Origin of the sequence: Cellulomonas xiejunii (genome assembly GCF_024508315.1) — a bacterium.
GTDB classification, from domain to species: domain Bacteria; phylum Actinomycetota; class Actinomycetes; order Actinomycetales; family Cellulomonadaceae; genus Cellulomonas; species Cellulomonas xiejunii.
Genome location: NZ_CP101987.1, coordinates 1,024,179 through 1,037,480 on the forward strand (window position 1 = coordinate 1,024,179; position 13,302 = coordinate 1,037,480).

The 13,302-nt window shown below is 73.8% G+C and carries 13 protein-coding genes; 9 read left to right on the top strand and 4 right to left on the bottom strand.

The window, feature by feature from the left end:
• Positions 1–87: 87 nt before the first annotated feature.
• Positions 88–765, bottom strand: a complete 678-nt coding sequence (msrA, locus tag NP048_RS04835; RefSeq protein WP_227578357.1) for a peptide-methionine (S)-S-oxide reductase MsrA — start codon at positions 763–765, stop codon at positions 88–90.
• A 116-nt stretch (positions 766–881) separates the two neighbouring features.
• On the opposite strand from msrA, the gene NP048_RS04840 reads away from it, so the two are divergent.
• Genes NP048_RS04840 through ilvA form a run of 3 tightly spaced genes read left to right on the top strand, consistent with a single transcriptional unit; the run spans position 882 to position 4,596 of the window.
• Positions 882–2,117, top strand: coding sequence for a cystathionine gamma-synthase (locus NP048_RS04840; protein ID WP_227578358.1), 1,236 nt, complete (start codon positions 882–884; stop codon positions 2,115–2,117).
• Positions 2,114–3,388: an AI-2E family transporter gene (locus NP048_RS04845; RefSeq protein ID WP_372456846.1), complete on the top strand. Its 1,275-nt coding sequence runs from the start codon at positions 2,114–2,116 to the stop codon at positions 3,386–3,388. Before NP048_RS04840 ends, NP048_RS04845 begins: the two co-directional genes overlap by 4 nt.
• A complete protein-coding gene (ilvA, locus tag NP048_RS04850) occupies positions 3,385–4,596 on the top strand; it encodes a threonine ammonia-lyase (RefSeq protein WP_227578359.1) in 1,212 nt (403 codons plus the stop codon). The genes NP048_RS04845 and ilvA overlap by 4 nt, the downstream gene beginning before the upstream one ends.
• A gap of 93 nt (positions 4,597–4,689) precedes the next feature.
• Here the strand turns inward: ilvA and greA are convergent, their stop codons facing one another.
• Together greA and NP048_RS04860 are read right to left on the bottom strand one after the other, a co-directional pair.
• Positions 4,690–5,175 (bottom strand): transcription elongation factor GreA, encoded by a 486-nt coding sequence (gene greA / locus NP048_RS04855; RefSeq protein ID WP_227578360.1) that lies wholly within the window; start codon positions 5,173–5,175, stop codon positions 4,690–4,692.
• A 217-nt stretch (positions 5,176–5,392) separates the two neighbouring features.
• Positions 5,393–5,797 carry a DUF4307 domain-containing protein gene (locus NP048_RS04860; protein ID WP_227578361.1) on the bottom strand — a complete coding sequence of 135 codons (405 nt, stop codon included), beginning with the start codon at positions 5,795–5,797 and terminating at the stop codon, positions 5,393–5,395.
• A 114-nt stretch (positions 5,798–5,911) separates the two neighbouring features.
• On the opposite strand from NP048_RS04860, the gene mca reads away from it, so the two are divergent.
• Genes mca through NP048_RS04875 form a run of 3 tightly spaced genes read left to right on the top strand, consistent with a single transcriptional unit; the run spans position 5,912 to position 7,970 of the window.
• Complete coding sequence (mca, locus tag NP048_RS04865; protein ID WP_255620425.1) at positions 5,912–6,775, top strand: mycothiol conjugate amidase Mca; 864 nt, start codon at positions 5,912–5,914, stop codon at positions 6,773–6,775.
• Entirely contained in the window at positions 6,772–7,128 is a 357-nt protein-coding gene (locus NP048_RS04870; protein ID WP_227578363.1) for a hypothetical protein, read from the top strand. The genes mca and NP048_RS04870 overlap by 4 nt, the downstream gene beginning before the upstream one ends.
• Positions 7,125–7,970 (top strand): carbon-nitrogen hydrolase family protein, encoded by an 846-nt coding sequence (locus tag NP048_RS04875; RefSeq protein ID WP_227578364.1) that lies wholly within the window; start codon positions 7,125–7,127, stop codon positions 7,968–7,970. The genes NP048_RS04870 and NP048_RS04875 overlap by 4 nt, the downstream gene beginning before the upstream one ends.
• 45 nt (positions 7,971–8,015) lie before the next feature.
• Here NP048_RS04875 and trhA read toward each other — a convergent pair whose 3' ends face one another.
• Positions 8,016–8,783, bottom strand: a complete 768-nt coding sequence (gene trhA / locus NP048_RS04880) for a PAQR family membrane homeostasis protein TrhA (protein WP_227578365.1) — start codon at positions 8,781–8,783, stop codon at positions 8,016–8,018.
• Between the two features lie 184 nt (positions 8,784–8,967).
• Here trhA and NP048_RS04885 point away from each other — a divergent pair, with 184 nt between their 5' ends.
• The 3 genes from NP048_RS04885 (at position 8,968) to NP048_RS04895 (ending at position 13,268) form a co-directional block, all read left to right on the top strand.
• Positions 8,968–9,729 (top strand): isoprenyl transferase, encoded by a 762-nt coding sequence (locus NP048_RS04885; RefSeq protein ID WP_227578366.1) that lies wholly within the window; start codon positions 8,968–8,970, stop codon positions 9,727–9,729.
• Positions 9,730–10,063: 334 nt separating this feature from the next.
• A complete protein-coding gene (gene phoH2, locus NP048_RS04890; RefSeq protein ID WP_227578505.1) occupies positions 10,064–11,416 on the top strand; it encodes an RNA 5'-3' helicase PhoH2 in 1,353 nt (450 codons plus the stop codon).
• Positions 11,417–11,612: 196 nt separating this feature from the next.
• Complete coding sequence (locus NP048_RS04895) at positions 11,613–13,268, top strand: MDR family MFS transporter (RefSeq protein WP_227578367.1); 1,656 nt, start codon at positions 11,613–11,615, stop codon at positions 13,266–13,268.
• Positions 13,269–13,302: the final 34 nt, after the last annotated feature.

The window sequence follows — 13,302 nt, forward strand, 5'->3', positions numbered from 1 at the left end:
GGGGGGTGGCTGGATTGCTCTCTCACGCCCGGGTGGGGGTGGCTGGATTGCGCTCTCACCAGGGGGTGAGAGGGCAATCCAGTCACGTCAGGCCGGGGGGAGCGGGCAGGCGACGCCGGTGGAGTTGACCGGGCAGTAGCCGCCCGGGTTCTTCTGCAGGTACTGCTGGTGCGGGCCCTCGGCGTAGTAGAACGTGCCGGCGTCCTCGACGGACCGGATCTCCGTCGTCACGTCGCCGTACCCGCGCGACTTCAGCAGCGGGGCGTACGCGTCGCGGGTCTCGCGGGCCGCGGCCTCCTGCTCGGGCGTCGTGAAGAACACCGCGCTGCGGTACTGCGTGCCCACGTCGTTGCCCTGGCGGAAGCCCTGGGTCGGGTCGTGCTCCTCCCAGAAGTGCCGCAGGAGGTCGACGTCGGACAGCACGGTGGGGTCGTACGCGACCATCACCGTCTCGGTGTGGCCCGTGCGTCCGGTGCACGTCTCCTCGTACGTCGGGTACGGCGTGAAGCCGCCCATGTACCCGACGGCCGTCGTGACGACGCCCGGCAGCTGCCACGCCTCCTTCTCCGCACCCCAGAAGCACCCGGACGCGAGGTACAGCACGCGCGTCCCCTCGGGCCACGGCCCCTGCAGCGGCGTCCCCAGCACGACGTGCTTCTCGGGCACCGGGTACGCGTACCCGTCCCGCCCCTTGAGCGCGTGCTCCGCGTCCACCATCGTGGTGCGCAGCGACGTGCCGAGCAGCGTCTCGAACAACGAGGCCATGACGGTCTCCCTCTTGTCGGCTCCACGTCGTGCAACAGGCGCCGCCCCGGGCCTGTTCCGCGGGCGGGCGCGCGCCGTCCCGCGCCGCCGCACGGTCCACGCCCTAGCCTGGGGGCGTGACTCACGACCCGCTCGCGCAGCACCCCGACTGGACCGACTCCGGATTCTCCACCCGAGCCATCCACGCAGGTCAGGACCCCGACCCGCGCACCGGCGCGGTGGTGACGCCCATCCACCAGGTCTCGACGTACAAGCAGGACGGCGTCGGCGGCCTGCGCGGCGGGTACGAGTACTCCCGTTCCGGCAACCCGACGCGCGACGCGCTGCAGGAGGCGCTCGCCGCCGTCGAGGGCGGTGCGGCCGCGTTCGCGTTCTCGTCCGGCCTCGCCGCGGAGGACACGCTGCTGCGGTCCGTGCTGCGGCCGGGCGACCACGTCGTCGTCCCGGACGACGCCTACGGCGGCACCTACCGCCTCATCGCGCGGGTCCTGGGCCCGTGGGGCGTCGACCACACGCCGGTCGACCTGTCCGACCCGGACGCCGTCCTCGCCGCGATCGAGCCCGGCCGCACGAAGGTCGTCTGGGTCGAGACCCCGACCAACCCGCTGCTCGGTATCGCCGACATCGCCGCGATCGCGACGCACGCGCAGTCGGCCGGCGCCGTGCTCGTCGTCGACAACACGTTCGCGTCGCCGTACCTGCAGCAGCCCCTCGCACTCGGTGCGGACGCGGTCGTGCACTCGACGACCAAGTACATCGGCGGGCACTCCGACGTCGTCGGCGGTGCGGTCGTCGTGGCCGACGGCTCCCAGCTGCCCGCGGGGATGGTCGGTCCCACCGGGACCACCTCCCTGCGCGACGCGGTCGGGTTCCTGCAGAACGCCTCCGGCGCGGTCGCCGGGCCGTTCGACGCGTGGCTCACGCTGCGCGGCCTGAAGACGCTCGCGGTCCGCATGGACCGGCACAACAGCAACGCCGAGGCGGTCGCCCGGTTCCTCGTCGAGCACCCCGGCGTGCGCGAGGTCCTGTGGCCCGGCCTGCCCGGGCACCCCGGCCACGAGGTCGCCGCCCGCCAGATGCGCGGCTTCGGCGGAATGGTCGCGTTCCGCACCGGCTCGGCGGACTCCGCCGTCGCGGTGTGCGCGGCGACCCGGGTCTTCACGCTCGCCGAGTCCCTCGGCGGTGTCGAGTCGCTCGTCGAGCACCCCGGCCGCATGACCCACGGGTCCGTGGCCGGCACGGCGCTCGAGGTACCCGACGACCTCGTCCGCCTCTCCGTGGGGATCGAGGACGTCGAGGACCTGCTGACCGACCTGGCGCAGGCCCTCGCCGCGGCGGGGCTCGGGCGGTGAACGCACCGGGCGTGCGCGACCAGGGCCCGACGTCGCCGGGTGCTCCCGCGCTGACCCCACGCCCCGAGCCGGTACCGGCGGCCGTGCGCGCGTGGTCGGACTGGTCATGGCGCGTGCTGGTGATCCTCGCCGGGCTCGCCGCCGGGCTGTGGCTCCTGGCGGCACTCAAGGTGATCGTCGTGCCCGTCGCGATCGCGCTGCTGATCACGGTGCTGCTCTCGCCCGTCGTCGCGGGCATGCAGCGGCACCTGCGACTGCCGCGCGCCGCCGCGGCCGGTCTCGCGCTGGTCCTGCTGCTCGCGCTCGTGGCAGGGCTCCTGACGCTCGCGGGACGGTCGATCGTCAACGGCATCGCCGCGCTGTGGGAGCAGGCTCGTGAGGGTATCGACGAGCTGGTCCGCTGGCTGTCGGACGGGCCTCTGAACCTCGGTCAGGGCGACCTCGACAAGTACGTCGAGCAGCTGCAGGACGCGGCCGCGTCGAGCGGTCAGCAGATCGCCTCAGGTGCTCTGTCGGTGGGTGTCACCGTCGGGCACGTCGCCGCCGGCGCGCTGATCGCGCTGTTCTGCTCGCTGTTCTTCCTCATCGACGGGCGGGGGATCTGGGCGTGGGTCGTCGGGCTCATGCCGCGCGGGTCGCGCGAACGGTTCCACCAGGCGGGGCGGCGCGGCTGGGTCACGCTCGGCGCCTACACCCGCACGCAGATCCTCGTCGCCGGTGTCGACGCCGTCGGCATCGGCATCGGGGCCGCGTTCCTGCAGCTGCCGCTGGTCGTCCCGCTCGCGGTGCTGGTGTTCTTCGGGTCGTTCATCCCGTTCGTCGGGGCGATCGTCACGGGCTCCATCGCGGTCCTCGTCGCGCTCGTCACGCAGGGCTGGGGATCGGCGCTGATCATGCTGGGCGTCGTGCTGCTGGTCCAGCAGCTCGAGGGGCACGTGCTGCAGCCGTTCCTCATGGGGCACGCCGTGTCGCTGCACCCCGTCGCCGTGCTGCTCGTCGTCACGACCGGGTCGCTGGTCGCGGGCATCGTCGGCGCCCTGTTCGCGGTGCCGCTCGCGGCCCTGATCAACACCGTGGTGCTGTACCTGCACGGGCACGACAAGTTCCCCCAGCTCGGGTCGGACGACCACGTGCCCATCCGCGCCAAGGGGCACCCGGTCCTCGACCGGGCCGTCGCCGCGGCGGCGGAGGCGGAGTCCGAGGCGCGTGCCGCGCGCGAGGACGACGACGCCCGCGGCACGACGGCGGGCGACTCGCCCGTGGCCCCGTGATCGGACCGCAGGACGTCCGCGACGCGGCCGTGCTGATCGCCGGTGTCGCCGAGCGCACGCCGGTGCAGCGCAGCCGCGCGCTGTCCCGCATGATCGGGGCGGACGTCTGGCTCAAGTGCGAGAACCTGCAGCGGGCCGGCTCGTTCAAGATCCGCGGCGCCTACACGCGCATGGCACGTCTCACCGACGTGGAGAAGGCCGGGGGAGTCGTCGCGGCGAGCGCCGGCAACCACGCGCAGGGCGTCGCCCTGGCCGCGGGCATCCTCGGGATCGACGCCGTCATCTTCATGCCGGTCGACGCCGCGCTGCCGAAGATCGCGGCGACCCGGTCCTACGGCGCGCACGTCGAGCTCGTCGGCACGTCCGTGGACGAGGCGCTCGTGGCGGCGCACGAGCACGCGGCGCGCACGGGCGCGGTGCTCATCCACCCGTTCGACCACCCGGACATCGCAGCCGGGCAGGGGACGGTCGCGCTCGAGGTCCTCGAGCAGGTGCCGGACGCCGGGACCATCGTCGTGCCCGTCGGCGGCGGCGGGCTCGCCGCCGGGGTCGCCGCCGCGCTGGCAGACCGGCCGGACGTCCGCGTCGTGGGGGTGCAGGCCGCGCGCGCGGCCGCCTACCCTGCATCGCTCGCCGCAGGACGCCCCACGCCGGCGCCCGAGCTGCGCACGATGGCCGACGGCATCGCCGTCGGGACTCCCGGGGACGTCCCGTTCGAGGTGCTCGCGAGCCACCAGGTCCAGGTGCGCACCGTCTCGGAGGAGGACCTGTCACGCGCGCTGCTGCTCGTCGCGGAGCGCGCGAAGCTCGTGGTCGAGCCGTCGGGCGCTGCGGCCGTCGCCGCCGTCATGGCGGACCCGCGTGGCATCGCGGCGGGGGACGACCGGCCGGTGGTGTGCGTCCTGTCGGGCGGCAACATCGACCCGCTGGTGCTGCTGCGCGTCGTGCGCCACGGCCTGGCGTCCGCGGGGCGGTACCTGCAGCTGCACGTGGTCGTCGAGGACACACCGGGCGCGCTGGCCGACCTGCTGCGGGACGTCGCGGCGATGGGCGGCAACGTCATGCACGTCAGCCACCTGCGCACGGGCGGCGACCTCGGGTTCAGCGACGTGGCAGTCGACCTGCAGATCGAGACCAAGGGCCCCGAGCACTGCGGCGCGCTGCTGACGGGCCTGCGAGCGGCGGGCTACCGCCTCAGCAGCGCCTGACGTCGGACGCGAGACGCCGAGTGCGGGGGAGTCGACCAGTGCGTGCGGGATGTCCCGCACCCAGGCCGTCTGCCCCGCACCCGGCGGGACGCGTCAGCCGTGGAACGGGCTGGCTGCCTTGATCTCGACCGGGATCTGGCGACCGTTCGGCGCCTCGTACGACGTCGAGTCGCCAACCTTGTGCCCGTGGATCGCGGCGCCCAGGGGCGACGTCGGGGAGAAGACGTCGATGTCCGCGCTCCCCGCGATCTCGCGCGAGCCGAGCAGGAACGTCATCTCGTCACCTGCGACGAGGGCCGTCACGACCATGCCGGGCTCGACGACGCCGTCGTCGGGCGGCGTGCCGATCTGCACGTTGCGGAGCTTGGCCTGGAGCTCGCGGATGCGGGCCTCCTGCTTGGCCTGCTCCTCGCGGGCGGCGTGGTAGCCGCCGTTCTCCTTGAGGTCGCCCTCGTCACGGGCCGCCGCGATGCGGTCCGTGATCTCCTTGCGACCGTCCGTCTGGAGGTACGTGAGCTCCTCCGTGAGGCGGTCGTAGGCCTCCTGCGTCAGCCATGTGGCCGCAGTCGTCTCGGTCACGATCGCTCCTTCCTTGCCTGCCTGGGGTGGCCGTCGGTCCGACGGCGCGTGAACCCCCGGGGGCGCGGACGACGGTGCGACGCGGGGGCGGGTGGGCCTGCCACCGCGGTCGCGTCGACCTGTCGTACGACGCCGGACCGGGGGCGGCGTAAACGCACAGCCTAGCAACCCCGGGCCCGGGCTCGCCCCGGACCAGGAGCCAGACGTCCGGGGGAACTCAGTCGACCGGTTCGCACCCCTGCACGACGCCCGTCACGGCGAGCTGCACGGTCGGCACGGTGACGGTCACGCGACGGGTGCGCGTCTCCGCGGGAGGGATCGGCACGTCCAGAACGCCGACCTGCGCGTACGTCGACGACAGGGCCTGGACGCGGCACGTCGCCGCCTGGCCCAGCGGTGTGGTGACGTCGAACGTCACCTCGGTCGACGTCGGCCCGTCCACGCGGTAGCCGACGTCCTGCCAGATCACCGGGTCGCGCATGACTCCCGTGCCGATCCAGGCGAGGAGCACCATGGCGACCACCACGACCGCGGCGAGCGCGAGGCGCTGCAGGCGGCGGGTGCCGTCGGTGGGTTCCGGTCCGTAGCGCCCGGCGGGCGGGCGGGGGGCCGGTGCGACCACGATGGGGCCTCCTGGGTCTCGTGCGACGGGTGTCGGCGCGGTGAGGGATCATTGTCTCTCGTCCCACGACCTGCCACGGAAGGATCCACGGTGAGCTCGGACCGGCTACGGCTGATGGCGGTGCACGCGCACCCGGACGACGAGTCCAGCAAGGGTGCGGCGACCACCGCGCGGTACGCCGCGGAGGGTGTCGAGGTCCTGGTCGTGACGTGCACGGGCGGTGAGCGCGGCGACGTCCTCAACCCGCACTACGGCCCGGCTCCCGAGGGTCTGGAGGCGATGCGCGCCGTGCGGCGTGAGGAGATGGCCGCGGCGGCCGCCGCGCTGGGCGTCCAGCAGCGTTGGCTCGGGTTCGTCGACTCGGGGCTGCCCGAGGGTGACCCGCTGCCGCCGCTGCCCGAGGGCTCGTTCGCGACCCTGCCGCTCGAGGAGGCGAGCGCCCCGCTCGTCGCAGCGGTCCGGGAGTTCCGGCCGCACGTGATCACGACGTACGACCCGTCGGGCGGGTACCCGCACCCTGACCACATCATGTGCCACCGGGTCTCGGTCGAGGCGTTCGCGACGGCCGGCGACCCCGAGCGCTACCGCGGGCAGGGCGAGCCGTGGACGCCGCTCAAGCTGTACTACAACCACGGCTTCTCGCTCGCGCGGATGCGGGCCGTGCACGACGCGATCGTGGCCGCCGGTGGCGAGTCGCCGTTCAGCGACTGGATCGACTCACGCCAGGCGCGCGAGGTCCCCGAGCGCGAGGTGACGACGCGCATCGCGTGCGCCGACCACTTCGCGCAGCGCGACGCCGCGCTGCGCGCGCACGCCACGCAGATCGACCCGGAGGGTTGGTTCTTCGCCGTCCCGCGCGAGGTCGAGGTCGCGACCTGGCCCGCCGAGGAGTACGAGCTCGCCGAGTCCCGCGTGGAGACGACACTGCCCGAGACCGACCTGTTCGCGGGTGTCCGCGGGACGGAGCACGCACGATGAACGCCCTGGTGACGACGGCCCTGACCGCGAGCGCACTGTCGTCCGGGCGGCTGCCGGGACCCGCGTACGAGAGCCCCACGGAGGGCTCGCCCGGCTTCGACGGCTTCGTCGCGACCTTCCTGCTCGCGCTCGCGGTCATCGCTCTCGCCGTGTCCTTCACGCGACGCATGCGCCGGGCTACCCACCGCGACCGGCTGCGCGCCGAGGCGGAGAACGCCACGCCCACCGGGACCCTCGGGGACGACATGGCGTCGGACCGCGGCCCGGACGGCGGCACCGACGGTGTGTCGGGCAGCCGCACGGGCCCGGACGGGCGCTCGGACGACACCCGCCCCGACGCGGGGCCTCGGTGAGCGCTCGTCCCCAGCCGCCGCAGCGCCCGGCCGTGCGCGTCACGGTCGCGCAGCTCGAGGTGGGGCAGGACCGCCACGCGAACCTGCTGGCGGCCCGAGACGCGCTGCGCACCGCGGCACGCGCCCGCGCGGACCTGGTGGTGCTGCCGGAGTACGCGTGCGCGTTCGACCCGCGCGGTGTGGGCGTCGAGCTGGCCGAGCCGCTGGACGGCCCGTTCGTCTCGGCGTTGCGCGAGGACGCGGCCGCGCACGGCCTGGCGGTCGTCGCCGGCACGACGGTGCCGGGTGGGGAGCCGGGCGCCGACGGGCAGCCGCGCGCCCACAACGTCGTCGTGGCGGTCGACGCCGGTGGCCAGGTCGCGGGCGTCTACCGCAAGGTCCACCTGTACGACGCGTTCGGGCACCGGGAGTCGCAGCGGCTCGCGCCGGGCCCGCTCGACGCACCGCCACTCGTGCTCGACGTGGCCGGGCTGCGCTTCGGCGTGCTGACGTGCTACGACCTGCGGTTCCCGGAGTCCGCGCGCCGGCTCGTCGACGCCGGCGCCGACGTGCTCGTGGTGCCCGCCGCGTGGGCGTCGGGTGACCTCAAGGCGATGCACTGGCGCACGCTCGCGGTCGCCCGCGCGATCGAGAACACCGCCGCGGTGGTCGCTGTGGGCCAGGCGGGCCGGGGTGTCGTGGGCCGCTCGCTCGTCGTCGGGCCGGACGGGGTCGTCGGCCTCGAGCTGGACGATGTGCCGCAGGTCCGCACGGTCGACCTCGACGCCGACGAGCTGCGGTCCGTGCGTGAGCGCAACCCGTCGCTGGCGCACCGCCGCTACGCGGTGGTGCCGCGGGGCTGAGTCGCCCGGCTCCGAGGTGGCCGGGTCCGACGTGGGCGGGCCGCGTCAGCCGAGGCGTGACGTGGCGATCGCCACGGCGACCATGTGGGTGCCGCACCCGATCACCGTGAGCACGTGGAAGATCTCGTGGAACCCGAACCAGCGCGGGCTCGGGTTGGGCTTCTTGAGCCCGTACACGATCGCGCCGACGGTGTACGCCAGGCCGCCGACCGCGATGAGGTAGACGATCGTGGGCCCGCCCGCCTCCCAGAACTGCGGGAAGAACCCGACGGCCACCCAGCCCAGCGCGAGGTAGATCGGGACGTACACCCAGCGCGGTGCGTGCAGCCAGAAGATGCGGGCCAGGAGCCCGAGGATCGCCCCGGTCCAGACCACCACGAGCAGCCTGCGCGCCGTCGCCGCGGGCAGCAGCAGGACGGCGAGCGGCGTGTAGGTGCCGGCGATGATCAGGAAGATGTTGGTGTGGTCGAGGCGTCGCAGGATGCCCGCGACGCGCGGCGACCACGTGCCACGGTGGTAGACGGCGCTCGTCCCGAAGAGCAGGACCGCCGAGACCCCGAAGACCGTGTTGGACCAGCGGGCCGCGGGCGTCGGCGACATGGCCACGAGGGCGATCGCCGCGACCAGGACGAACGGCGCCACGCCGGCGTGGACCCAGCCGCGCAGGCGGGGCTTGATGTTCTCGACGGCGGCGTCGACGGCGTCACCGACGGCGTCACCGACGTCGGCGGCGGCGCGAGCGAGCGGACCGGCGCCGGCGTGGTCGTCGGAGCGTGCTGCGTGCTGCTGTCCGTGCGCGGGGGAGGTGCTCATCGAAGGGTGTGACCGCTCTCTGCTCGTGCGTCGTCCGCCTGACCTACGTGGACGTAGGTTACGTCGCCGTAGGTGACGTGTCATGGGACCTCTGCATCGTGTACCGAGGCCGACCTGCTCCCGGCGGTCCGTCGTGGCGAGTACCGTGTTGGACGTCCGACGACCCGCCCCTGGGAGGCTACGCGTGCGCCTGCCGCACCCGCTCTACGGCCTGTACGAGCGACGCCTGGCCGCGTCGCTGCATCCGGACCAGGTGCCGCGCCACGTCGGCGTCATCCTCGACGGCAACCGGCGCTGGGCCCGCGACAGCGGGCTGTCGTCCGCGACCGGGCACCGGCGCGGCGCCGACAAGATCAGCGACCTGCTGCAGTGGAGCGAGAACATCGGCGTCGAGGTCGTCACGCTGTGGCTGCTGTCGACCGACAACCTCGCGCGGGACCCCGCGGAGCTGGGCGAGCTCCTGCGGGTCATCGAGGACGTCGTCGGGGAGCTCGCCGCGGAGCGCCGCTGGCGCATCCAGGCGGTCGGCGCGCTCGACATGCTGCCGGACTGCACGGCTGCCGCGCTCAAGGCGGCGCAGGACGCCACGGCCGACGTGCAGGGACTGCACGTCAACGCGGCGGTGGGCTACGGCGGGCGGCGCGAGATCGCCGATGCCGTGCGCGCCTTCCTGCGCATGCACGCCGACGCCGGCTCGAGCCTCGACGAGCTCGCGGAGGCGTTCGACGTCGAGCACATCACCCAGCACCTGTACACCAAGGGGCAGCCCGACCCGGACCTCGTCATCCGCACGTCCGGCGAGCAGCGGCTCGGCGGGTTCCTGCTGTGGCAGAGCGCCCACTCCGAGTTCTACTTCTGCGACGCCTACTGGCCGGACTTCCGGCGCGTCGACTTCCTGCGCGCCGTGCGGGCGTACAGCCAGCGGGAGCGGCGCCTGGGACGCTGACGTCCTTCCGCCAGGTGGACGGCGAGCGGCTTTCTCGCGTGTCGCCGACGGGTCGCGGGCACCGTGTCGGTGGTGCGGGTTACCTTCGGACACAACGGACGGCACCCGCCGTCCCGGGAGGTCAGCCCATGGAGCATGCGCTCCGGGAGGAGGGCCGGACCCGGCCCTCGGCCGACCGACCCCGTCCCGCCGCCGAACGCCGGTCCGTCTGCGCTGCCGCGCCAGGGGCCGTCGGGAAGTGTCCAGACCGGCGCTGAGGCGCCGAGGGGAGCCTGCCGTGGACCAGATCTCGAAGCACGACCCGGCAACGACGACCGCGACCAGCGCCACCGCGGTGTCGCAGACCGACGGCTCGACCCCCACCCCCCGCCTGACCTACGTGCTCGACACGTCCGTCCTGCTGTCCGACCCCCGTGCCATCCTGCGGTTCGCCGAGCAGGACGTCGTGCTCCCCGTCGTCGTGATCACGGAGCTCGAGGCCAAGCGCCACCACGCGGAGCTCGGCTACTACGCGCGCAGCGCCCTGCGCCTGCTGGACGACCTGCGCATCAAGCACGGACGCCTGGACGCGCCGATGTCCGTCACCGACCAGGGCGGCACGCTGCGGGTCGAGCTCAACCACGTGGACCCCGCGGTGCTGCCCGCCGGGTTCCGCCTGGGGGACAACGACACGCGCATCCTGGCGGTCGCTGCCAACCTCGCGGCCGAGGGGCAGCACGTCGTCGTCGTGTCCAAGGACCTGCCGATGCGGGTCAAGGCCTCGGCGGTCGGTCTGACCGCGGAGGAGTACCGCGCCGAGCTCGCGGTGGACTCCGGGTGGACGGGCATGGACGCGCTCGACCTGTCCGAGCGGCAGATGGCGGACCTGTGGGAGCACGAGTCGGTCGCGCTCGCGGACGTCGTCGTGGGTCCCTCGGCCGTGCTCGGCGGCGCGGCCGACCTGCCCTGCCACACGGGTCTCGTGCTGCACAGCCCGCGCGGGTCGGCGCTGGGCCGGGTCACGGCCGACAAGCACGTGCAGCTGGTGCGCGGCGACCAGGACGTGTTCGGCGTGCACGGCCGCTCGGCGGAGCAGCGCATCGCGATCGACCTGCTCCTGGACGAGGAGATCGGCATCGTCTCGCTGGGCGGGCGCGCCGGGACCGGCAAGTCCGCGCTCGCGCTGTGCGCGGGCCTGGAGGCGGTGCTCGAACGCCGTCAGCACCGCAAGGTCATGGTCTTCCGGCCGCTGTACGCGGTGGGGGGCCAGGACCTGGGCTACCTGCCCGGCGACTCGGCGGAGAAGATGAGCCCGTGGGCGCAGGCCGTCTTCGACACCCTCGGGGCGCTCGTCAGCAAGGAGGTCGTCGAGGAGATCCTCGACCGCGACATCCTCGAGGTGCTGCCGCTGACGCACATCCGTGGCCGGTCGCTGCACGACGCCTTCGTGATCGTCGACGAGGCGCAGTCCCTCGAGCGCAACGTGCTGCTGACCGTGCTCTCACGCATCGGGCAGTCGTCCCGCGTCGTCCTCACGCACGACGTCGCGCAGCGCGACAACCTGCGCGTCGGTCGGCACGACGGGGTAGCAGCGGTCATCGAGGCGCTCAAGGGGCACCCGCTGTTCGCGCACGTGACCCTGACCCGCTCGGAGCGGTCCCCCGTCGCCGCGCTCGTCACCGAGCTATTCGAGGGCATCGAGCTCTGAGGAGCGGCGCGGCGGTCGTCCGTGGCCCACAGCCGACCGCCGCGCCCGTCACCGCCCCCGTCTCCTTCCCGACCGCCGCCCCGTCGTCGCGCCGGGCGCCGCACAGCGGCGTAATGTGGCGCGCCGGGCCGTGGCGGAGGTCCCGCGTCCCGCGCACGACTGCGCCGCACCGGCGCCCCGTAGACCGGAGCACGTCATGACCGCACCCGCCCCCGACGTGGACCTGGGCGGCCGGAGCCCGTGGAGCATCCTGCCCCCGCTGTGCCTCGGCTTCTTCATGATCATGGTCGACACGACCATCGTGAACATCGCCGTGCCGACCCTCCAGGCCGCGTTCGACGCGAGCCTCGTGACCGTCGGCTGGGTCAACAGCGCCTACCTGCTCACCTTCGCGGTGCTGCTGCTCGTCACCGGCCGGATGGGTGACCGCTTCGGGCCGCGGCCCGTGTTCGTCGCCGGGCTCGTCGTGTTCACGGTCGCGTCCCTGGCCTGCGGCCTCGCCGGGTCGGTCGGCGTGCTCATCGCCGCCCGCGCCGTGCAGGGGATCGGCGGCGCGCTCATGACGCCGCAGACCATGGCGATGATCACGCGCGTGTTCCCCGCGCAGAAGCGCGGTGCCGCCCTGGGCATCTGGGGATCGGTCGCGGGCGTCGCGACGATCACCGGCCCGGTGCTGGGCGGGGTGCTCGTCGAGAGCGTCGGCTGGGAGTGGATCTTCTACGTCAACATCCCGGTGGGCGGCGTGGCCCTGTGGCTCGCGCTGACGCGGCTGCCCGCGCTGCCGACGCACGCGCGGACCTTCGACGTGCCCGGCGTCGTGCTCTCCGTCGTCGGGATGAGCCTGCTCGTGTTCGGCCTCCAGGAGGGTGCGGCCTACGACTGGGGCACCATCGTCGGCCCGATCACGGTGCCGCTCGTCATCGGTGCGGGCGCCGTCGTCTCCGGCGTGTTCCTGATCTGGCAGCGCCACCGGGGTGAGGACGCGCTGCTGCCGCTGCGGCTGTTCGTGCACCGCAACTTCGCGCTCGCCAACCTCGCCGGTGCGGCCGTGTCCTTCGCGATGACGGGCATCTTCTTCCCGTTCACGCTGTACCTGCAGCAGGTCCTCGGGCTCTCGCCCCTGCACGCGGCGCTCGTCGGCCTGCCCGGGTCGCTGATCTCCGGGGTCGTCGCACCGTTCGCGGGCCGGCTCTCGGACCGCGTCGCCGGCAAGTGGGTCGTCTTCACCGGTTTCGTCGTGCTGGCCGTGTCGATCGGTGTCCTGGCGACGCAGGTCCAGCCCGACGTCGCGGTCTGGCGTCTCGTCGTGCCGATGCTGGGCTTCGGTGTGGGGACCGGGCTGGTGTTCTCGCCGCTCGGCAACCTCGCGACCACCGGTCTCGACCAGCGCAACGCCGGTGCCGGCGCGGGCGCCTTCAACACCAACCGCCAGATCGGCGGGGTCATCGGGTCCGCCGTCGTGGTCGCCGCGCTGACGTCGCGCCTCGCCACCACGATGCCGGCGGCCGCGCAGGACGCGGCACGGTCCCTGCCCGACGCGGTGCGCGAGCCGTTCGTCGAGGGCTTCCGGCAGTCCGCCGCTGCCGGCCTGGGTGCCGCGGGCGGGGGCCTCGACCTGCCCGCCGACGTGCCGCCCGACGTCGTCGACCAGGTGCGTGCGGCCGCGCAGTCCGCCGTCGAGGCCGGGTTCGCCGCAGCCGCGGCGCAGACGCTCGCGGTGACGGTGGCCGTGCTCCTCGTCGGGGCCGTGTGCGCCTTCGCGATGCGGGGCGGCCGGCCGGGGCACGAGGTGCCGGGGCCGTCGAAGCAGACCGCGCCGACGGTCGGGGTGGCAGGCCCGCCGGCAGGCTGACGGACCCGGGCTGACGGACCTGGCTGACGGACCC